The sequence below is a fragment of the Clostridium sp. LS genome (assembly GCF_002760435.1).
In the GTDB taxonomy this organism is placed as follows: Bacteria; Bacillota; Clostridia; order Clostridiales; family Clostridiaceae; genus Clostridium.
This window is the reverse complement of the sequence record NZ_AUUU01000046.1, coordinates 1-22,024: the sequence shown is the minus strand read 5'-3', so window position 1 is coordinate 22,024 and position 22,024 is coordinate 1. Positions and strand designations below refer to the sequence as shown.

The following is a 22,024-nucleotide window of genomic DNA, read 5'->3' as shown; positions in this document are numbered from 1 at the left end:
TTTTTTTTCGAGCCTAAATAAAGTATGATAATATCAAGTTAAATAACTGAACGGAATATTTAGAAGCAATGGTGCTTTATATAAAAATTGATTTTTATATAAAGCACTTTTTATTTTTAGAAAAATCAAGGCAAAGAAGTCTTAAAGCTTATTTTTTATATTCCTAAGTTATATTGATAATAAAATTTGCATGGCAAAGGCGTCTAAAATTCTTTTTAATTTTAGACGCCTTTATTTAATAAAAAAATAAAAAGGGGATAATAGTATGAAGAAACAAAGATTATTAAGAACACTACTAGCAGTAGCTTTATCAGCAACAATGGCATTCGGAGTAGCTGGATGTGCATTAAATGAAGATAAGGGATCAGACAAAAATAATTCAGCATCTGCAAGCAGTGGTGAAACAATTAAAGTAGGTATTCTCCATTCATTAAGTGGGACAATGGCAATGAGTGAAACTTCCGTAAGAGATGCTGAGCTTCTTGCAATCAAAGAAATAAATGCATCAGGCGGTGTTCTAGGAAAACAGATAGAAACAGTAGTTGAAGATGGAGCTTCAGATCCAGCTACTTTTGCAGAAAAAGCACAAAAATTATTGACAAAAGATAATGTTGCTACAGTATTTGGCTGTTGGACTTCTGCAAGTAGAAAAGCTGTATTACCAGTATTTGAAAGTAACAAGGGATTGTTATGGTATCCAGTACAATATGAAGGTCAAGAATCATCTCCAAATATTTTCTACACAGGTGCAGCTCCAAATCAACAAATTGTTCCTGCGATTGAGTATTTAGTAAAAAATAGAGGTAAAAAAATCTTTTTAGTAGGTTCTGATTATGTATTTCCAAGAACAGCTAATGCAATTATAAAAGCACAAGCAAAATCACTTGGTGCAGAAATAGTTGGTGAGGAATATACGCCAATGGGATACACTGATTACACAACTATCATAAATAAGATAAAAGATACAAAACCAGATTTCGTATTTAATACTTTAAATGGCGATTCAAATGTAGCATTCTTTAAACAATTTAAAGATTCAGGATTAACACCTGATCAAGTACAAACTTGTTCTGTATCTGTTGCAGAAGAAGAAGTAGCTGGCATAGGAGCATCTTATATGGAGGGACACTTAGTTGCCTGGAATTATTATCAAACAACTCAAACTGAACAAAACAAGAAATTTGTAGAAGCTTATAAAGCGGAATATGGACAAGACAGAGTTACAGATGACCCAATAGAAGCTGGTTATAATGCAGTTTACTTATGGGCAGCAGCAGTTAAAAAAGCAGGATCAATTGATGTAGATGCAGTAAAGAAAGCCGCAGCTGGAATAAGCTTTGACGCACCAGAAGGAAAAGTTACTATTGATGGAGATAATCAACACCTATACAAGCCTGTTAGAATTGGTAAAGTAAATTCTAATGGTCTTATTGATGAAGTTTGGAGTACAGATCAGCCAGTAAAACCAGATCCATATTTAAAAGGATATGACTGGGCTCAAGGGTTATCTGCTAATGCAAAATAATACTTAAACTTATGAGAGCTTCTAAAACCAGGAAGCTCTCTCCATAAACACTAATATTATGTATTAAATATATCGTAAAAAAATAATACTTCAACATAAATTAAGGAATTTTGTAAGAAAAGTGAGGTAAGTAATATTCATCATGTAGAAGGAGTGGTAAAAATGGAAATATTAATAATGCAATTATTTAATGGTATAAGTGTAAGCTCAATTTTACTCTTAGCGGCAATTGGACTTGCTATCACATTTGGTCTTATGGGAGTGATTAATATGGCACATGGTGAATTTATTATGATTGGTGCCTATACTACTTACGTTGTACAAATTATATTTCAAAAATACGTATCAGAAAATTATTTTAATTTATATTGTTTAGTAGCAATTATTGCTTCATTTGTTATTGCAGGAGCATTTGGATTAATATTAGAAAGATTAATTATTCGTCATTTATATAGTAAAGCTGCAGATAGTTTATTAGTAACTTGGGGAATAAGTTTAATTCTTCAACAGCTTGCAAGAACTATATTTGGATCTCCTAATGTTGGAGTTAAAGCACCAACTTTTCTTGAGAATAATTTAAAGATTACTAGTGTCATAATACTTCCTTATAAACGCTTATTTATATTGGCAATTGCAATTACATGTTTAGTAGGAGTTTACTTATGGATGTATAAAACAAGACAAGGCAGAAATATCAGAGCAGTTATGCAAAATAGAAATATGGCTGCAAGTTTAGGGGTTAATACAAAACTGATCGATGCAGGAACTTTTGCTATTGGATCAGGTCTTGCAGGTATTGCAGGATGTGCACTTTCATGGATTGGAGCTATTGGACCAACACTTGGTACAAACTATATTGTAGATACATTTATGACAGTAGTTGTTGGCGGGGTAGGAAGCATTATAGGAACAATTATAGGTTCTTCCTTTATTGGAATTGGGGGCACAGCATTTGAGTTTCTAACAGATGCATCTATGGGAAAAGTAATAGTATTTATCTGTGTTATAATTGTTCTTCAATTTAAACCTAAAGGGATCTTTACAGTAAATACTAGAGCTCTTGATGATTAAAAATGGAGGTGAAGAATATGATACTAAGCAAAAAACTTGATTGGAAAACAATCATAGCAATTATTATATTTATATTTCTAGCAACAGCACCCATATATATGACAATGTTTCGTATTAACTTATTAGGAAAATATATGTGCTTTGCAATTGTAGCTATAGGGCTTGATATGATTTGGGGATATACAGGAATACTAAGTCTTGGACATGGTGTTTATTTTGGAATTGGGGCATATTGTATGGCAATGTACTTAAAATTAGAGGCAGCGCATGGAGGATTACCTGATTTTATGCAATGGAGCGGAGTAGAAAAATTACCTTTCTTTTGGAAGCCTTTTTCAAATGCGGCATTTAGTATGACAGCTATAGCTGTAGTACCTGTGATTCTTGCTGTTATAATCGGATATTTAACTTTTGTTAACCGCATTAAAGGTGTATATTTTTCAATACTTTCACAAGCATTAGCAATGATATTATCTGTGCTGTTAATTGGAATGCAGTCTTATACAGGAGGATCAAATGGTCTAACAAATTTCTCAACTATATTTGGAAGAAATATTAATTCAAATTTAACAAAGTTTGTACTCTTTTATATAACATTAATATTTTTAGCTGCAATTTTTATTCTTTGTAAGTTTTTAATTAACCGAAGAGTAGGTAAAATATTTATTGCAATTCGAGATGGTGAGAATAGAGCGAGATTTACAGGATATAATCCAGCTAACTATAAAGTTTTTGTATATGCATTATCAGCTTTTATTGCTGGAATTGCCGGAGCTTTATATGTTACTCAGGTTGGCATTATATCACCAGCAGAAGTAGGAGTAACTCCATCGGTAGAAATGATTATCTGGGTTGCTATTGGAGGAAAGGGAACATTAGTTGGACCTATTATAGGAGCATTATCTATTAATGGTATAAAAACAATAGTAAGTGAGAATTTCCCTGATATTTGGTCATATTTTATAGGAGTCGTATTTGTAGTTGTAATTCTTTGGCTTCCAGGAGGAATTATTTCTTTAAAGGATGTATCTACAAAGTTAAAAAAGAAGTTAAGAAAAAAGAAACAAGAACAAGAGCAGCCTATTACTGTATAGAGGAGGAAGTAATATGTCAAGCCAGAATGAAACTAAGAAAGCAATCTTAACTATTGAAAATATCAGTATTAAATTTGGAGATTTTAAGGCAATAAAAAATGTTTCAACAAAAGTTCAAGAAAAAGAAGTTCGCTTTTTTATTGGGCCTAATGGTGCCGGTAAAACAACAATATTAGATGCAATTTGTGGTAAAAATAAGATTTCAAATGGGAAAATTATATATAAAGGAGAATACGAAGTATCTAAGATGAAAGAGCATAAGATAGCGGAATTGGGAATTGGACGTAAATTTCAAGCACCAAGTGTATTTACCGGAATTACCATACAAGAAAACATGGAGCTTGCAGCTGCAAAAAATCATTCTGTACGTTCAGCGATTTTTGATAAATTATCTAAAGAAAGTTTAGAATATATTGATTATGTATTACAAGCAGTAGGACTTGAAGAAAAACGTTCGTATTATCCAACATTATTATCCCACGGGGAAAAACAATGGCTGGAGATTGCAATGATTATGGTTACAAAACCAAAGCTTATGCTTTTAGATGAACCAGTAGCAGGCATGGGAAGAAAAGAAACTGAAAAAACAGCAGAGCTTTTACACAAAATAAAAAAAGAATCATCAGTTATTGTAGTGGAACATGATATGAAGTTTGCAAAGGATGTATCTGACAGTGTTACTGTATTTCATGAAGGACAAGTTCTTGATGAAGGGACTATGGATTCTGTTCAGTCAAATGAAGAAGTAATAAGTGTATATTTAGGACGCGGAGGTGAGAGATAATGCTTAAATTAACAGATTTGAATGCTACTTATGGTGAGGGAATGATACTTAGGAAAGTAAACCTAGAAGCACTAAAAGGGAAGGTTACTTGCTTAGTAGGCCGTAATGGTGCAGGAAAGACGACCACAATGAGAGCTATTATGGGGCTCATAAGTACTCCAAATGGAAATATTAAATTAGATAATAAGAGCATTATTAAATTGCCTACTTATGAAAGAGTAAAATGTGGAATTGGATATGTGCCACAGGGACGTGAAATTTTTCCGCAATTAACAGTAGAAGAAAATCTATTGTTAGGGTTAGAAGCTAAAAATGGCAAAGGCGTGATACCAGATTCTATTTATGAAACATTTCCAATTCTTAAGGAATTCTTGCATCGTAAAGGTGATGCATTATCAGGAGGTCAGCAGCAGCAGCTTGCTATAGCCAGAGCAATTTTAGCTAATCCTAAGGTACTAATTTTAGATGAGCCAACTGAAGGAATTCAGCCTTCGATTATACAAGAAATTGGACGTGTTATTACAAAATTAAAATCAGATATGGCAGTTCTAATTGTCGAACAATATTTAGAATTTGTGCTTGAAATAGCAGATTATTGCTATATAATGGAAAATGGGCGCATTACAATTGAGGGTGAGCCTGATAATTTAGATCACGATGCACTTCAAGCAACTATGTCCCTATAAAAGTTGAGAATTAATCATTGATTATTGTGAATTGTGCATTACAGAGGTTTTATTTTAAATGAAATGGAAGTGTGATATAAAATGAGATTAACACCAAAAGAGACAGAAAAATTAATGTTACATTTTGCAGGAGAGCTGGCGGCAAAAAGAAAGAATAGAGGACTTAAGCTGAATTATGTAGAGGCAGTAGCATATATTAGTGCAGAACTTATGGAACTTGCAAGAGATGGGAAAGAAGTAGTTGAATTAATGCAGATAGGTACAACACTTTTGAGCAAAGAAGATGTAATGGATGGAGTAGCAGATATGGTACATGAAGTACAAGTTGAAGCAACATTTCCAGATGGAACAAAGTTAGTTACAGTGCATAATCCAATAAAGTAAAAGGTGGTGTCAAAGTATTTATGAAAGTCGGAGAAATTATTTGTAAAGGCGGAGAAATTACAATAAATGAAGGAAGGAGAACAGTAAATGTGAAAGTGGCGAATATTGGTGACAGACCAATACAGGTTGGGTCCCATTTTCATTTTTTTGAAGTTAACAAGCTTTTAAGTTTCAATAGAGAAAAAGCCTTTGGAATGAGATTGAATATACCTTCGGGTACTTCAGTGCGATTTGAACCAGGGGAGGAAAAGGAAGTATCTTTAGTTGAATTAGGCGGAAAGAAACAATCTTATGGATTAAATGCTTTAACCCAGGGAGAAATAAATGAAGAGGTGCTGGAAAAAGCATTGGAAGAAGCTAAAAAGAGAGGATTCATAAAGGAATAAAGGGGGCTTGGAAAATGAGTTTTAAGATGTCATCAAAGGATTATGCCATGATGTTTGGTCCTACAACAGGAGATAAGATAAGGTTGGCTGATACAAATTTACTAATTGAAATAGAAAAAGATTATACAGTTTATGGGGATGAGATTAAGTTTGGTGGAGGAAAAACCATACGTGATGGAATGGGACAGTCTGTAAATACTACTAGCGAAGATGGAGACTTGGATTTAGTAATAACTAATGCAGTTATACTTGACTATAAAGGCATTTTGAAAGCAGATATAGGAATAAAGGATGGAAAAATAAGAGCAATAGGAAAAGCAGGAAACCCAGATATAATGGATGGAGTAACTGAAGGAATGACAGTTGGTGCATCTACAGAGGCAATTGCAGGAGAAGGGCTAATAATAACTCCAGGAGGAATAGATACACATATCCATTTTATATGTCCTGATCAGATAGACACTGCACTTTTCAGTGGAGTTACGACTATGATTGGGGGAGGAACGGGGCCAGCAGATGGAACAAATGCTACTACATGTACTCCAGGACCTTGGAATATGTCTAGAATGCTAAGGGCAGCAGAAGAATATCCTATGAATTTAGGCTTTTTAGGAAAAGGAAATTGTTCAAGTGAAAAACCACTTGAAGAGCAAGTTAAGGCTGGAGCCATAGGACTTAAAATACATGAAGACTGGGGATCAACACCTGCAGTAATAGATAGATGTTTAAATGTTGCTGACAAATATGATGTTCAAGTGGCAATACATACTGATACTTTAAATGAAGGTGGATGTGTTGAAGATACTATAGAAGCAATTAATGGTAGAACTATTCATACTTATCACACAGAAGGAGCAGGAGGTGGACATGCGCCTGACATTATAAAAGCAGCAGCATTTCCTAACATACTTCCTTCATCAACTAATCCAACTATGCCATTTACAATAAATACTCTTGATGAACATTTAGATATGCTTATGGTATGTCACCATTTAGATAACAAAATTCCAGAAGATGTCGCTTTTGCAGATTCTAGAATACGTCCAGAAACTATTGCAGCAGAAGATATACTTCATGATTTAGGTGTATTTAGTATGATGAGTTCAGATTCACAGGCGATGGGAAGAGTTGGTGAAGTCATTACAAGAACTTGGCAGACAGCACATAAAATGAAGGAACAGAGAGGAAGATTACCGGAAGATAGAGCAGAAAATGATAATTTTAGAGCTAAAAGATATATAGCAAAATATACTATTAATCCGGCTATAACTCATGGAATATCCAAGTATGTTGGATCTGTAGAAGAGGGTAAATTTGCAGATTTGGTTATATGGAATCCAGCTTTCTTTGGTGTGAAACCTGACATAATAATAAAAAATGGAATGATTATCGCTGCAAAAATGGGAGATGCCAATGCATCCATTCCAACTACTCAGCCAATAACTTATAGACATATGTTTGGGACTCATGGAAAAGCGAAATATGATACTTGTATAACTTTTGTTTCAAAAGCAGCTTTTGATAATGATATAAAGGAAAAGCTAGGATTACAAAAGCTAGTATTACCAGTAGAAAACTGTAGAAATATTGGAAAGAAAGACATGAAATTAAATGATGCAACTCCTGATATTACTGTAGATCCAGAAACTTATGAGGTAAAAGCGGATGGGGAGACATTGAGTTGTGAACCAGCAAAAAAGCTTCCTTTAGCACAGTTGTATAATTTATTTTAATTATACTCACATGTTATTAATCTATGAATTTAGTTTGGAGGACTTATAAATGATTATTGAAGAAGTAATAGGGAAATTAAGTGAAGATAGATTTAAAGGATATAAAGTAGATTATGTTGATATAGAATGGCATGAAGCTTTTAAGAAACTTCATAAAAAAAATTCACAAAATGGCAGAGAAATCGGTATGAAATTAGGTAATGAAATTCTTACTAAAGGTTTAAACCAAGATGATGTTTTAGCAGTTGACGGTGAACATGTTGTTGCAGTTAATATACCACCATGTGAAGCATTATTAATAACTGTTGGAGATCATCATCTTCTTCCTAAAGTATGCTATGAAATAGGGAACAAACATGCGACGTTATTTTGGGGAGAAAATCATCATGAGCTTATTACACCGTATAATGAGCCAATGAAGGTTATGCTAGAAAAATTAGGTTTAAAAGTGGAAAAGAGAGATATTAAATTGGATTTTAGCAGGAGTATATCATCATCAATTAATTCCCACAGCCATTAATAATTTATATACTTAATAAGCTTAAATTATTGGGCACAATGAAAAAAATAATAAACCAGTAAACTCGTTTATTTGGTCTGTTATTTCTTTCCATTTGCCTTAGCGGAAAGGAAATTAGGAATGGATAGTAGGAAGACATTTATTTTATTGCAGATAAATGATGGATTATTTCCAATTGGAGCATACTCGCATTCTTACGGCATTGAAACCTATGTGCAGAAGAACATAATTTGTGATGCGGAAACTGCATTTAGATACATAGAGAATAATATAAAATATAATTTTCTATATACAGAGCTGTTAGCAGTTAAATTAGCTTTCGAATATGCTCAAAGTAATGATTTGGAAAAATTGTCAGAGTTAGATGAAATAATTATTGCAAGTAAAACACCTTTAGAAATAAGAAATGCATCCTTAAAGTTAAGTTCAAGATTTATAAAAACTTTAAATAATATAACCGTAGAATATGAAAGTGATATTTTTAATAAATATTCCAGTTCATCTACAGTAAAAAATATGACACAGACTTATGCAGTTTCATATGGAGTATTTTGTGCAGCTGTTGGAATAGATAAGGGGATGGCTTTAGAAGCCTTTTTATATTCACAGACTTCTGCATGCATAACAAACTGTGTAAAATTAGTTCCACTAAGTCAAACTCAAGGACAACAGCTTCTATATAGGAGTTACTGTATATTTGAAGAAATATTAAGTCAACTTGAAAATCTTACAATAGAAAAACTTTGTTTATCTACACCAGGATTTGATATAAGGTGTATGCAGCATGAATCATTATATTCAAGACTTTACATGTCATAAAAAAGGAGAGATAAAAATGTCTTATACTAAGATAGGAATAGCAGGTCCTGTAGGGTCTGGAAAAACTGCGTTAATAGAAGTATTAACAAGGACATTAACAAAGGAATATAGTATAGGTGTTATAACAAATGATATTTATACAAAAGAAGATGCGGAATTTTTATGTAAAAACAGCGTATTACCAAGAGAGAGAATTATTGGAGTAGAAACTGGAGGCTGTCCACATACTGCAATTCGTGAAGATGCATCCATGAATTTAGAAGCCGTAGATGAAATTGTAGAGAGATTTCCAGATATAGAGCTTATCTTTATTGAAAGTGGAGGGGACAACCTTTCGGCTACTTTTAGTCCAGAACTTGTAGATGCAACAATATTTGTAATAGATGTAGCAGAAGGGGATAAAATTCCTCGTAAAGGCGGGCCAGGAATTACACGTTCTGACTTATTAATTATAAATAAAATAGATTTGGCACCATATGTTGGAGCAAGTCTTGAAGTGATGGAAAGAGATTCGAAGAAAATGAGAGGAACACGACCATTCTTATTTACAAATATCTTAGGAAATAAAGGTGTGGATGAGGTTATTAGCTGGATAAAAAGCAATGTATTATTTGAGGAATTAAAATGAGTCTAAAAAATTCCTTTGGAAAAACATCAGTTTTAAATATATCATCGATAAAGAAAGAAAATAAGACTATTTTAGATAATATCTATTTCACTGCACCTTTTAAAATAATGTCACCATTTTATATAAGTGATGATTATATTAAAGTAATGTTATTATCAGTATCAGCTGGAATAATGGAAGGAGATACTCAAAATATAGATATAAAAATAGGTGATGAAACCAAAGTTGAAGTTATTTCTCAATCATATGAAAAAATTCATAAAATGAAAAGCGGAAATGCTTCGAGATGCTGTAATATTTCAGTAGGTAAAGATGCTTATTTGAAATATAACCCACTACCTACTATACCTTTCGCAGATTCATCTTTTGATAGCATAACTAAAATTAATTTAGAAGACGATAGTTCAAGATTAATTTTTAATGAGATAATTACTTGCGGTAGAAGCGCTATGGGTGAAAAATTTTTATTTAACCATTATAACTCTTATTTAGAAGTGAAAAAAAAATGTAGGCTGATTTACAGAGACAATACTGTATATGATAAATACTTATTTAATATGAGCAGCATAGGAATGTTTGAAGGATATACACACATTGCTAATATGATTATAGTTAACTTTAACAAAGAGGATTCATTTATTGAGCAGGCAAGAAATATAATTGACGAATGTGATGAGGTTCAAGGCGGAGTATCAACATTACAAAACAATGATATTATTATTAAAATATTAGGAACCACATCTCAAAAGTTGATAAATATTTGCGAGGAAATAACTAAATTATTAGAGGTGTAAAAATAGTAAAGTTTATAAAAAAATAAAGATTATTCCTTTAATATTAACTCGCTTTGCTCAGACAAGGGAAGAAAAGTACAAGCAAAATAGAGCCTCTATAGTTTTATTTATAAGTATATTTAATAAGTATATATTATCGTTAGCATAGGTATATAGCTTGCACTTTTCAGTGATTTTATTGCCTGCGCCAGCAAGGAAATTGTCCTAGCCCTAAAGGGCTGGAACAATTGAAAATATATTTGTTGGAGCTGGTAATCCAACCTATTAGTGTTTTTAATTATTAATATATCTGTTATTGCGAGAGTATAAGATTTTAACAAGAGAAATTATTTTGGCGCTTTAACCATCACAAAAAAAAAGGACAGGTCTATTCATCAGCAAGAAATTCTAGTGACTTATATGAGTTTTTGGACAAGCTTCAACTTTAACTGATGAAGAAATATTAGATGCTAGAGGATTTATATATGAAGATAAATTAACAGTAGCAGGAGCAGTATTGTTTGCAAAAAATCCAGAAAAGTTTTTTCCTAGCTGTAGAATAAGGTTTATAAGATATGATGGTTTAGAAGGTAAAGTTGGAACTGAAATGAATATTATTAAGGATATTAGCATTTATGGACCTCTTCACAAAATGTTAGAGGAAGCAAAGTCTGTAATTGCTGCTCAGTTGAGAGATTTTCAATCATTAAATCCTAAGACAGGGAAATTTGATATAGTAACAGAATATCCTGAATTTGCATGGCAGGAAGGAATAGTAAACGCAGTTACTCATAGAGATTATTCCATTAAGGGAGAGCATATTAAAGTAATAATGTATGATGACAGACTTGAAATTTTAAGTCCGGGAAAGTTACCTAACATAGTAAATATTAAGAACTTAAAATATACCAGATATTCAAGAAATCCTAAAATAGCTCGTGTATTATCTGAGTTTGGATGGGTTAAGGAATTAAATGAAGGTGTTAAGAGAATATATAAAGAAATGAGTGATTATTTCTTAGATGAGCCTAAGTTTTCTGAACCAAATATGAATTCTTTAAAATTAACTTTAAAAAATAATATAGTCATGAGAAAGATTAGAAATATGGAGCAAATGTCAGCGCAGTTTACTCCAGAATTATGGGATACTCTATCATCAGACGAAATAACAGCAATTGAACTTGCTTATAAACATAATAAAGTTACGACTAAAATGTTAGAGGATGAATTAGGAAGAGATATAAGGGTTACCAGAAAAATCTTAAATACATTAAGAGATAAGAAGATACTAGAATGGAATGGTACATCCAAAAATGATCCAAAGCAATATTATAAGATTAGTAATGAAAAACAAAATTAATACTATTAATAAAATCGGGAATGGGATTGTATATTAATCAAATGTTCTAGCAAAAAATTAATATGCACTAGTAGAGAAGAGGAAGGGCTTAAATTTTGTAAGTATAGAAATTAAATTTGTACTAGTAAAGATTCAAAATGCTCTAGTATACATGTAATAACTAATAGAATTAATACAAAATTATGTTTTTAGAATGCTCTAGTAAAAATTTAAAATGCACAAGTAGTCTTATTATAATGCAGAGAAAGATTAAGAAATAAATTTAAATAATAAGAACTAGTAAAAATAAATTGTGACTAGTAGGTAAAGATAAATAAAAGAAAGTGCCAATTAGAAATAAAGGAGTTGGCATTTTCTTTGTTTTATTTTAGATAATCAAGAGTTTTTAAAGCTAATGTTTCTATATACAATCCTTCTAACCTTAAATTTACAGAATAAACTTAAGTCCAGAAAGAAACAATTCGCAATACCATAAAGCTTCGCTTTAAGCTATTACATTGTTACTTTCTTCTACAATTTCTCTAAGTGCAGCTAGAGACTTCAAGGCTTCGCCTTCAAGTCAAAGGAAGTAATAGACAAGCTTATATTATTATTTGAAATATTTATAGAAAAGTATGTTGATATCATATAGGTCCAGTTGCAAGTTGTTTAATTAAAGCTTGCCTATTACATTAAATTTAACTCGCTTATGCTCAGACAAATGAAGAGAAGTACAAGCTGTAGTAAGAGATTTAAGTATTTTTGAGTAAGTTACATTATTCTTTTATATGTTACTTGAAAGTATCGTCTTATAGCTTGCACTTCTTATTGTTTTCATGGCCTGCGGCAGCAAGGAATAAATATACTAGGAGCACTGCGTGCTCCTTTGTGGCTACGCCACTCCATAAGGTTTTATTTTATCATTAAGTATATAATTTTTATTAAGTAGCTATATATCAAATTAACTATATATTACTACATGTATATTAAGTACTCCTATATACGTATTTTTTATAGTACAAGACTTTACATTTAGTATAAAGAATTATTTGGGCGCTTAATCCATCACCCAAAAAAGGACAGGTCATACAGCAAGAAATTCTAAAGACTTAGATGAATTTTCCGGCAAGCTCCAACTTCATCTAAGTCAAGAAGTTCTAAGCATTAGACTAGTCCTTTGTTTGGGTACCCGATGGAGCGCAAGAAGGCAAGCACACTTCGCTAAGATAAGTCGTTGTCCCGTAAATGATACAAGCCCACAAGGGGCTTGCACACTTCGGGAAACGTTATTTAGCTAAATGTACATGCCTTCTTTGTGATACTGGAGATAATGCTGCATGCGCAGATAAGAGTTTTTGTTGAAATGTGAGAATGGGAAGAGAAATTTAATGTTTTTCTTTTCAAAGAGGATCCTTTAAATTTACTTCTAAATTCTAACTCCATAAAGAGTCAATACGTAATACCCAGAAGCGCCGCTTCTGGTATTACATTGGCACTTTCTTCAGATGTTGTTTTTAGTGTGGTGATAGGATTAAAGGCTGCGCCTTAAATCCTATGCAATAATAAAATGGTATAAATATAAGGTGTTATTCTAAAGATTATGGAGAGGTCCTATTTGGTTAATTACATGATTTATGGAGAAGTGATGCATACGCATAAGAAAAAGGGCGCCTTGGACTTGCCCTCACAGTATAGAGATAAGGATTATTGGAAGGTGAGGGCAGGTCCACAATGTGCTTGCTTACCTGCTAGTCCTTTTTAGCAATGGCGTTCTTTCCGCTTAAGAAATCCAATCACTAAAAATAATAGAATAGATATTAACAAGGAAATTATTTTTAGTGATTCGGTTTCTTGCGCTTCAATAACACTAATTACTAATAAGGACAGGCAGAAAAGCATGCACATTGACGGCGCCTCGCGGAATAAAAGTAATTTAATATTAAGAACAGTAATGCATAGTCTGTAGAAAGTGCGTAGTAGTTGATAAAAATAATGTTCTTATAGAGCGTAGTCCACAAAAACTTTTTTGAATGAGAGTATTTATAAATATCTCAAAATTAAAACTTTAATACACGATATTAAAGAATAGAATATATGTTAAATTTCTATTTATTTAGAAAAAGTAATGGCTATTTCCCCCTTACCAACTATTGCTATAAGATCAGCATTATTAATAAAACCTAAATTTATAGATTCATTTTCAGTATCGAATCTGTTATAAAATTTTTGATTACCAGTTGAGTCAACTATACTTAAACTTGTAATGCCACCATTTGCTTTAACAAGTTTAGCTGTAGCACGAAATGGGTTTGCTTCAGAAATGTCATAAATACCTTGTTTATAAACATCTGATTTAACAAGAGCTTTTGGGGTTTCTGTAAATGCAATTATTGATATTAAAAAAATTGCTAAAAATTTATTGATTTTCATACTAACACCTCACTTCAGTCTATTTTTTGTGTTTTTGATTAAAATATACATTCCATATAATATCCAGGTTAGCATTATTTTTTACAAAATTCTAAAGGATCAATACCCAAATAAGTTCAGTTTTACACTGTCAAGAACTGAGTGTTACATTTTTTTGTGTTGAACCATTCTAAAAGGCAAAAATTTTAGTTTCGTATCGTCACTATGAGTACTTTGAATTTATTAAAAGTCGTATGGGAGAGATTCATGTGTATGAGTTTATGAGAAAAAGGAACTAGGAAAAATATTTTTGAGGGTTACATACTTAATTGTTTCACTAGATAGTTGTCAGCATAGTATGTTTATATATATTAATTTAGAGCGTGGTTGTTATGGCTGAGATACAAAGAGAAGTTTCTTCTAAAGCTGACGCATTAATAGGATTATTAACTAATGTACCAAAAGAAATATTGGATGAGCTTGGATATAAATATCAAAGTCAAGATAATAATCTAGAACTTACTATCTTATATAGGGGTACTCCAGAACAAACAAAAGCATTCATTGAAGGATTAGGTGGAAAATTTCAAGATCTAGGATTTAATTTTGCTGTAGTTAATATACCTAGAGAAAAGTTAGAGCAATTATCATTAAGTAATGCAATTCAGTATATAGAACTGCCAAAGAGTCTGTATGAACAAGATCAGGAAAGTAATAGAGTCTCTTGTATTGCCCAATTAGCTCCTAACTTTGATGTTTCAGGTGAAGGAGTATTAGTTGGGTTTGTAGATTCAGGAATAGATTATACACATCCAGCATTTATGAATACTGCTGGTACGACAAGGATAGAATATATCTATGATTTAAGTACTGGTGGAAATATTTATAATAAGCAAATGATAGAGGAAGCAATAAAGTCTTCTAATCCATATTCGATAGTTCCGTCTATTGATAATACGGGACATGGAACACATGTTGCAGGAATTGCATGTGCTGGTGGTAACATAAACCCTATGTATAGAGGTGCAGCGCCTAATGCATCAATAGCGATGGTTAAAGCAGCAAGAGGAACTGCAGTTTTAAGTTCACAGATTATGCAGGGAATTAAGTTTCTACTAGATAGAAGCAAAGAACTAAATATGCCTTTAGTTATTAATATTAGCTTAAGTACAAATGATGGAGCTCACGATGGGAGTAGTCTATTAGAGCAATATATTAGAACGGTTCAAAGCCTAGAGAGAGTAGCTATTGTTATTGCAGCTGGTAATGAAGGAGATGCTGGACACCATGTTGGAGGCGAACTAACAAAAACTCAAAGGAAAATTTTTAATATTGCAAGTGAAGAGAAGTCAATTGTTATGAATTTATATAAGCCGATTTTACCTGATATATCAATTAATGTAATAAACCCAACAGGTCAAAGTAGTGGAAATATTACTATACGGGAAGGATACATTCAAGGAACTATAGGAAGTAATAGATATGATATATATGTATCAGGTCCAAAACCCTTTCAACTAAATAGTGAAATAAAAATAATACTTTCTGCTAGAACTGGATTTCTTGCTGAAGGTGTATGGACATTGGAAATAAATGTTTTGAATGAATATTTAGGGGAATATTCAATATGGCTCCCAGTACTTGAAGGGCTTAATCCAGCAACAAAATTTTTAGAACCAAACCAATACAATACTTTAGGTATACCAGCAACAGTCGACAATATTATTGCAGTTGGGAGCTATAATTATAGAACTAACAATCTATCGTCGTTTAGCGGACGGGGAGCACAAAATAGAGGGGATTTAGTAAAACCTGATTTAGTCGCACCGGGAGAAGAGATAGTTGGACCAGTACCAAATGGAGGATATGATAGTAAAACAGGTACGTCAATGGCAGCACCTCAAGTTGCAGGAATATGTGCATTAATGATGCAGTGGGGGATAATCAAAGGAAATGATCCATACCTATTTGGGTTAAGATTGAAATATTATTTATTAAAAGGTGCTCAGAGAAGACGTACAGATGTAACGTATCCCAATCCATTATGGGGTTATGGAGAAGTATGTGCACTTAATAGTTTCAATTTACTTCAAGCTGACTTAAATGCTATTTTATCTAGGCGATATGTAAAACCGAAAGAAATGGTAGTAACAAATAATACTCTTAGACAATATAATATTATGAAAAAAAATAAAAAGAGGAAATCTATGAGTAATAGAAGTAATGGAAATCTTAGAGCAGACGTTGGTGGATTAAAGATTCAATGCTTCAGAGGTGATGATTATATTCCCATTGGTGGTGCTAGGATAACTGTTAGTGGAACAACAGGTTTTGAAAATGTTAATAATATTGAGTTAGTTACAGATGTAGTTGGACTAACTCAAATAGTAGAGCTGCCAGCACCACCTGTAGAATATTCTTTAGATCCGAATATTAATCAGATGCCATATAGTTTATATGATCTAACTGTAGAAAGAGATGGATTCGATACAGTAATAATAAGGGGATGTCAAGTATTTCCTACTCAAATTGCTTATCAAGTAGTTAATTTAGAAAACAATTTAGGAAGAGGAGGTATGAGACAAGAAGTTATAAATATACCACCCAATACTTTGAACGGAGATTATCCTCCTAAGATACCAGAGGATCCAGAGAAACCACTGCCACCGCCAACCTCAGGAGTTGTATTACCTCAACCTATAGTACCAGAATATATTATTGTTCATCAAGGAGTTCCTGATGATCCATCAGCACCAAATTATAAAGTACCTTTTAAAGATTACATTAAAAATGTTGCTTCATGCGAAATATATTCAACTTGGACAAATTCAGCAATAAGAGCAAATATTTTTTGTATAATATCTTTTACATTAAATAGAATTTTTACTGAGTGGTATAGAGGTAAAGGAAAAAACTTTGATATTACAAGCTCTACAGCTTATGATCATGCATTCGCTTATGGTAGAAATTTCTATGATAATATAAGTCAAATTGTCGATGAGATTTTTTCCACATACGTACGAAGGATTGGAAGGAAGCAGCCACTTTTAACACAATACTGTGATGGAAAGCGGGTTAGCTGTCCCGAATGGTTGAGTCAATGGGGTAGTCAGGAATTAGGAGTACAAGGTAAGGTACCATATGAGATTTTGAGATACTATTATGGAAATAACATTGAATTAGTTACAGCTGAAAAAGTTGCTGGAAGCCCTCAATCATATCCAGGTAGACCATTAACTATTGGTTCATCTGGTTCTGCTGTAAGGACTATTCAAAGCCAATTAAATAGAATAGCAAGAAACTACCCATTAATTCCGAGAGTTGCTGAGGATGGAATATATGGACCAAAGACTGCAGAGGCAGTAAAGACATTCCAACAAATATTTGGATTACCACAAACAGGAGTAGTTGATTATGCAACATGGTATAAGATATCAGATGTTTATGTTGGAGTAACAAGAATTGCAGAACTTACTACTACTGAATCAAGTAGATTGGAGAGGCTAAATGAGTTTATACCGCCAATTATACCAGGATTGGGTAATAAAAGAGGAATTCCAAAATTTTATTATTGAATAAATCAAGATAAAGAAATATTTTATTACGTAATTCTAAAATTGAGCAAATTGTAGATATTATAAGTTAATCATGTGAGAAATTTTAAAAGGATAACCTTAATGTAGTGAATAGATTGAGTACAACCACTACATTAAGATTTTATTTAGAAGGAGAAATAGATACTTCTCCATTGCCAAGCACTATCCCAGTATCTCCCTCATGAAGAGTACCTAGTTTTACAATTTCATCTGTATCATCTAAGTGTATAAATTGTATAAGTTTACCGTTACTATCAACTGTTATTAAAGTAGCAGTGGTATTTGGAGTTATAAGTTTAGCGGTGACCTTATATCCATCGAACAAAGAAAGTGAATAGATGCCTTGTTTATAAGTAGTTGAAATAGGGAATATTTGTTGTTCTGAAACTTCAGCAATTGGAGATGGCTGTATTTCTGTAATTATAGTAAAGGTGAATATATATATTAAAAATATTATCAATAACTTCTTTATTTTAATAACATTTACCTCCATTAATTATTATTTTGTTATTTTTATGAAAATATACACCTTATGTGTAGCTGAATTATTAAAACTATAATTAATTAATATGAAATAATATTTTATGATTGTCGCTTTATTTAGAATAAATTGGTGATGTTTTTATGCACAATACTATTAAATGCAGCAGATAATATAAATTTTATTTTGTCATAATACTGTCACAAATCCACAGTATTATAAAAGTATAAAGTAGTTAAACATTATTTACCCCTTATTAAATAAATATTAACCAGTATTGAGAATGATCTATTACACCCTAGTAGATCATTCTTTTTTATTTATAGAGTTAGATAATTTATGGTATATGGAAGTACCAATACGGAAATTTTAGATAAGCCCTATTACTAAAGAAAATTATAAGAGATAAGTATTTGATAAATAAAGAAATATTTGATTTTTTAGTTTTTTGATAGAGCTTATCTAAAATAATGTTTTTTGGGAGAGCAATTATACCAATAGAAAATAAATATTGTAAAGGGGAAATTCGCTATGCTCACCCCTGTACAATATTTATTTTCTATGGAGCTTAAGTACTTGCCAAAAAAACACCAGAGGCTTGTCCTATAATTTCGGCAATTGATTCTGTAGTTTGTGGAATATTAAAAGTAAACGAAATAATCCTGAAGAGGACCTCTTCAGGATTATTTTATTTCAAGTTCAAGCTGCATTGGTCTTGTGTCAAGGTAATATTTATATTCAATTTTATAGTATAGAATTAATTTTCTTCGACTTTCATAAGGAAGTTTTTTTACAAGTGAATCAAATTGTGCTTTTGATACAAAGCCTTTTTCTTTCACAAGCCATGTTGTAAATGTCATTCAATCAAATCCTTTCCTGTATGTATTTTCATATAGGAGATGGGGAAAGCATATGCTGCTAATCCCATTCAGTCTGCAAGTAATTTAAAAAATATTGGTATTTTTCGTGATAATATAAATCAGTCTTTTTAGACTCTTCTTTTGAAAAAATAGAAAGCCATGATTTATAGTGACTATATGAATTAAAAGCTTCTTTAGTAGTAAGCCATTTTGTAAATGAAAAGTATCTCATATATATGTAAAATCCTTTCTTAAATTGATATTATAATTATTGCCAATTATGAGAACAAATATTCGCAATTACTTGTACTTATTTGTATATTTTTTAAAGGAATATAAGTATAAGAATTTTGATTGGTGGATAGACTATTTGATATGGAAGGAGTGGAAGAACATTGGAAAATAAAAAGAAAATTAAAAAAGCAAAACCACCTACAAAGCAGCTCCATGTAGAATGTGAAATTAAGTTGTATGAAGACTTTGAAGCATATTGTCATAGGAATGGGAAAGACGTTAGTAAGGCAATAAGAGGGTATATGAAATTATGTATTGGAGAATAAATTATAAATAGTAAAAGTGCCTTAAAAGGTGCTTTTTTTGTACATAAAAAATGTCTAAAATTTTTATAAGTGGGCATAATAAAAATATGGGAGGAGAGGAATTAAAAAGAAAAGGTGGCCATAAAAGTGGAAAAGAGAAAATATGAATCAAAAACATTAATAGCAGAGTACAGGTATTTAAGTGAACATGACAAGTTCAGATTTTCTGAAACAGCTTATAGGCTAAAGGATGGGTCAATAATTATTGAGTATAATGGCGCTCCTTTAAGTCTTTATGGGGTGAAATTAAGCTATAACAAGAACATAGGAAGAAAAGGAATATTCAGTATTACCAATGATGATTATGAATTTTGGAAGTCATTTAGAGGCAGAATTGAGGGTAGCAGTTTTGTAGATTATGAAGCTGAAAGAAATGATATTTTAGAGAAAGCCAGGGAAGAATATAATAATCAAATAGGTGCAAAACATGAAAATATATTAGAAAGCCTGTCATGTGAGGAATTGCCATACTAAATACATAAGGGGAGAAATCCCCTATAAATAAAGCAGTAATAAGGACAAGCATTAGCGCCAGGAACCTATAATTAAAGAAAATAGTACAAGCCTTATTAATATATCGCGAAACACTTTAAAATAGCATGTCCAACCGAGCAGCATAATATCTCATAGGTTTTTTCATAATGACCACACATATTTATTTAAAATTATTGTCAAGATCAAAAGCGAAGCGTATCTTGACAAGGATTTTAAATAAATATACCCTAACTTATGAAAAAATACAGTTAATAACTTATCTATAGTTTCTAATGGGGGCGGTCTTGTACTGGCTTTTTAATACCTCTACATAATCAAAGATAGATAACAGCTCTGAAAATCGTATCATTAAAAATAATTTCCCTGTGATATAATTTATTATTTTTAGTGATTGGATTTTTAGAACGGAAAAACCATATAATCTAACATAATAGTAATAAGCCTAAGCCTGTACAAGATAGGCAAGCCGTCACATTACTAATACTTTCTTATATAATTGTGATGGCATGTCTAAGCCCCCAAAATTCTTGTCAGCTTGTCTGACCAACTAAACCTTATCTTTATATTTTTCTATACCAGAAACAATAATTTATAATCAACTTAAAAAAGAATCATAAACAAAAATTCCAGTCAGAGGGATGGATTAGTATGCTTATACATATTTTAAAGAAAGAATTTAATCGCATAGTTACTTAATTATAATTTATTCATGAAAATCTCCATCCCGAAGTGCCCCACCGGGAACCCAAACAATGGATTAGTCTAATGCATACAGATTCTTACTTTGTAAAAGGCTCCGAGTGAGGAGGAGACTTTTACAATGTTAGAAGACTGTAGCTGTATGACCTGTCCATTTTGGGGTGGTGGATTGCGGCACCCAAGGAGCTCTTAAGAAAATAAGATTGTCCTTTAGAAAATACGTATATAGGTATATAAATAATAACTACAATATAACACTATAAATAAAATATAAGATATTATAAATTAGTTAGTTGTATATAAAGATAATTTAAATTGAGTACGTAGAAATTAAACTAAACTAATAGAGTGGCGCAGCCACAAGGAGCATGTAGTGCTCCAATATATTTATTCCTTGCTGCCGCAGGCTACAACAATTAATGAGAAGTTCAAGATATATAGATTTTACAAATGCTTAGAATATACTATCGTGACATATAGGTTCTAAAAATAACAAAATATATAAAATAGCTTGAACTTCTATTCCTTAGGAGCGAAGCGACGTTATTGGATTACAAAAGATGGACTGAATGAAGCTATAGCTAGATTTGAAAATACATTATAGCTATAATAGGTTTGTTCTGTCCATCTTAACTCCTTTTTTACAGTAAACTCTTTTAATTCCTCAAGGTTGATAGTTTTACGAAGAGTAAGAATCTTATAAAAAATTTTTGATTCATTTTTTAAGATAGTTTTCTTCTAAACAAATATATATATATATATTATAATTTGCTTCGATTTTAGTACCATAAATAACTACATTTTCAAATAGTATTTAGTTTCGCTTAGCTAAATAATTAACTTACATGCTTCACCTTCATTATATTCAAAATCATTTTTAGAAATATTTGATATTCTTTTTCTGGCAATAAATTATTGACATCCTTTAGCAGTATTTTTATGTATCATCCTAAGAGATATATGATTATTCATTAGAGATTCTAAAGTTCTTAAAAATTTTATAATTTAGGAACTTTAGAATATATATTCTGCGGAATTTTAGAACTTAAGAATATAAAAGGAAATCCGACTCACATGCGTTCGCTGTATAAGTGATTCACACCAAATCATAGATTTGGGTTCTCTACTTAAGAATTTGCTTAT

General features: G+C 31.7%; 21 protein-coding genes. 17 read left to right on the top strand and 4 right to left on the bottom strand.

Translation table 11 applies throughout. From position 1 onward, the window contains the following. Positions 1-265: 265 nt before the first annotated feature. The 14 genes from urtA (at position 266) to COL3_RS28720 (ending at position 13,504) form a co-directional block, all read left to right on the top strand. Positions 266-1,525: an urea ABC transporter substrate-binding protein gene (gene urtA, locus COL3_RS11770; RefSeq protein WP_008423968.1), complete on the top strand. Its 1,260-nt coding sequence runs from the start codon at positions 266-268 to the stop codon at positions 1,523-1,525. Positions 1,526-1,687: 162 nt separating this feature from the next. Beyond that, positions 1,688-2,596 carry an urea ABC transporter permease subunit UrtB gene (gene urtB, locus COL3_RS11765; protein WP_008423969.1) on the top strand — a complete coding sequence of 303 codons (909 nt, stop codon included), beginning with the start codon at positions 1,688-1,690 and terminating at the stop codon, positions 2,594-2,596. A gap of 17 nt (positions 2,597-2,613) precedes the next feature. Then, a complete protein-coding gene (gene urtC / locus COL3_RS11760; RefSeq protein WP_008423970.1) occupies positions 2,614-3,690 on the top strand; it encodes an urea ABC transporter permease subunit UrtC in 1,077 nt (358 codons plus the stop codon). A 13-nt stretch (positions 3,691-3,703) separates the two neighbouring features. Continuing rightward, entirely contained in the window at positions 3,704-4,474 is a 771-nt protein-coding gene (gene urtD / locus COL3_RS11755; protein ID WP_008423971.1) for an urea ABC transporter ATP-binding protein UrtD, read from the top strand. Next, positions 4,474-5,160, top strand: a complete 687-nt coding sequence (gene urtE, locus COL3_RS11750) for an urea ABC transporter ATP-binding subunit UrtE (RefSeq protein WP_008423972.1) — start codon at positions 4,474-4,476, stop codon at positions 5,158-5,160. The genes urtD and urtE overlap by 1 nt, the downstream gene beginning before the upstream one ends. Before the next feature lie 81 nt (positions 5,161-5,241). Further along, entirely contained in the window at positions 5,242-5,544 is a 303-nt protein-coding gene (ureA, locus tag COL3_RS11745) for an urease subunit gamma (RefSeq protein ID WP_008423973.1), read from the top strand. A gap of 20 nt (positions 5,545-5,564) precedes the next feature. Further along, positions 5,565-5,930: an urease subunit beta gene (gene ureB / locus COL3_RS11740; protein ID WP_008423974.1), complete on the top strand. Its 366-nt coding sequence runs from the start codon at positions 5,565-5,567 to the stop codon at positions 5,928-5,930. 14 nt (positions 5,931-5,944) lie between these two features. Further along, positions 5,945-7,663 (top strand): urease subunit alpha, encoded by a 1,719-nt coding sequence (gene ureC, locus COL3_RS11735; protein WP_008423975.1) that lies wholly within the window; start codon positions 5,945-5,947, stop codon positions 7,661-7,663. Between the two features lie 49 nt (positions 7,664-7,712). Then, positions 7,713-8,183 carry an urease accessory protein UreE gene (locus COL3_RS11730; RefSeq protein ID WP_008423976.1) on the top strand — a complete coding sequence of 157 codons (471 nt, stop codon included), beginning with the start codon at positions 7,713-7,715 and terminating at the stop codon, positions 8,181-8,183. Positions 8,184-8,303: 120 nt separating this feature from the next. Continuing rightward, positions 8,304-9,002, top strand: coding sequence for an urease accessory protein UreF (locus COL3_RS11725; RefSeq protein ID WP_008423978.1), 699 nt, complete (start codon positions 8,304-8,306; stop codon positions 9,000-9,002). A 16-nt stretch (positions 9,003-9,018) separates the two neighbouring features. Beyond that, a complete protein-coding gene (gene ureG, locus COL3_RS11720; RefSeq protein ID WP_008423979.1) occupies positions 9,019-9,630 on the top strand; it encodes an urease accessory protein UreG in 612 nt (203 codons plus the stop codon). Next, complete coding sequence (locus tag COL3_RS11715) at positions 9,627-10,424, top strand: urease accessory protein UreD (RefSeq protein WP_008423981.1); 798 nt, start codon at positions 9,627-9,629, stop codon at positions 10,422-10,424. The genes ureG and COL3_RS11715 overlap by 4 nt, the downstream gene beginning before the upstream one ends. A gap of 496 nt (positions 10,425-10,920) precedes the next feature. Next, positions 10,921-11,763: an ATP-binding protein gene (locus tag COL3_RS11710; protein WP_008423983.1), complete on the top strand. Its 843-nt coding sequence runs from the start codon at positions 10,921-10,923 to the stop codon at positions 11,761-11,763. Between the two features lie 1,594 nt (positions 11,764-13,357). After that, positions 13,358-13,504: a hypothetical protein gene (locus tag COL3_RS28720; protein ID WP_180277937.1), complete on the top strand. Its 147-nt coding sequence runs from the start codon at positions 13,358-13,360 to the stop codon at positions 13,502-13,504. 347 nt (positions 13,505-13,851) lie between these two features. Here the strand turns inward: COL3_RS28720 and COL3_RS11705 are convergent, their stop codons facing one another. Further along, a complete protein-coding gene (locus COL3_RS11705; RefSeq protein ID WP_002582491.1) occupies positions 13,852-14,172 on the bottom strand; it encodes a hypothetical protein in 321 nt (106 codons plus the stop codon). Positions 14,173-14,543: 371 nt separating this feature from the next. On the opposite strand from COL3_RS11705, the gene COL3_RS11700 reads away from it, so the two are divergent. Then, on the top strand, positions 14,544-17,726 hold the full coding sequence (locus COL3_RS11700) for a S8 family serine peptidase (protein ID WP_008423991.1): 3,183 nt from the start codon (positions 14,544-14,546) through the stop codon (positions 17,724-17,726). Between the two features lie 142 nt (positions 17,727-17,868). Here the strand turns inward: COL3_RS11700 and COL3_RS11695 are convergent, their stop codons facing one another. The 3 genes from COL3_RS11695 to COL3_RS28710 all read right to left on the bottom strand — a co-directional run bounded on the left by COL3_RS11695 (position 17,869) and on the right by COL3_RS28710 (position 19,320). Next, entirely contained in the window at positions 17,869-18,240 is a 372-nt protein-coding gene (locus COL3_RS11695) for a hypothetical protein (RefSeq protein ID WP_008423993.1), read from the bottom strand. Positions 18,241-18,911: 671 nt separating this feature from the next. Beyond that, complete coding sequence (locus tag COL3_RS28715) at positions 18,912-19,088, bottom strand: hypothetical protein (protein ID WP_008423995.1); 177 nt, start codon at positions 19,086-19,088, stop codon at positions 18,912-18,914. 58 nt (positions 19,089-19,146) lie between these two features. After that, on the bottom strand, positions 19,147-19,320 hold the full coding sequence (locus tag COL3_RS28710; RefSeq protein ID WP_008423997.1) for a hypothetical protein: 174 nt from the start codon (positions 19,318-19,320) through the stop codon (positions 19,147-19,149). Positions 19,321-19,483: 163 nt separating this feature from the next. Here COL3_RS28710 and COL3_RS28705 point away from each other — a divergent pair, with 163 nt between their 5' ends. Both COL3_RS28705 and COL3_RS11690 read left to right on the top strand, forming a co-directional pair. Beyond that, on the top strand, positions 19,484-19,648 hold the full coding sequence (locus COL3_RS28705) for a hypothetical protein (RefSeq protein WP_008423999.1): 165 nt from the start codon (positions 19,484-19,486) through the stop codon (positions 19,646-19,648). A gap of 126 nt (positions 19,649-19,774) precedes the next feature. Continuing rightward, positions 19,775-20,161, top strand: a complete 387-nt coding sequence (locus COL3_RS11690; protein ID WP_008424001.1) for a hypothetical protein — start codon at positions 19,775-19,777, stop codon at positions 20,159-20,161. The last annotated feature ends 1,863 nt before the right edge of the window (positions 20,162-22,024 follow it).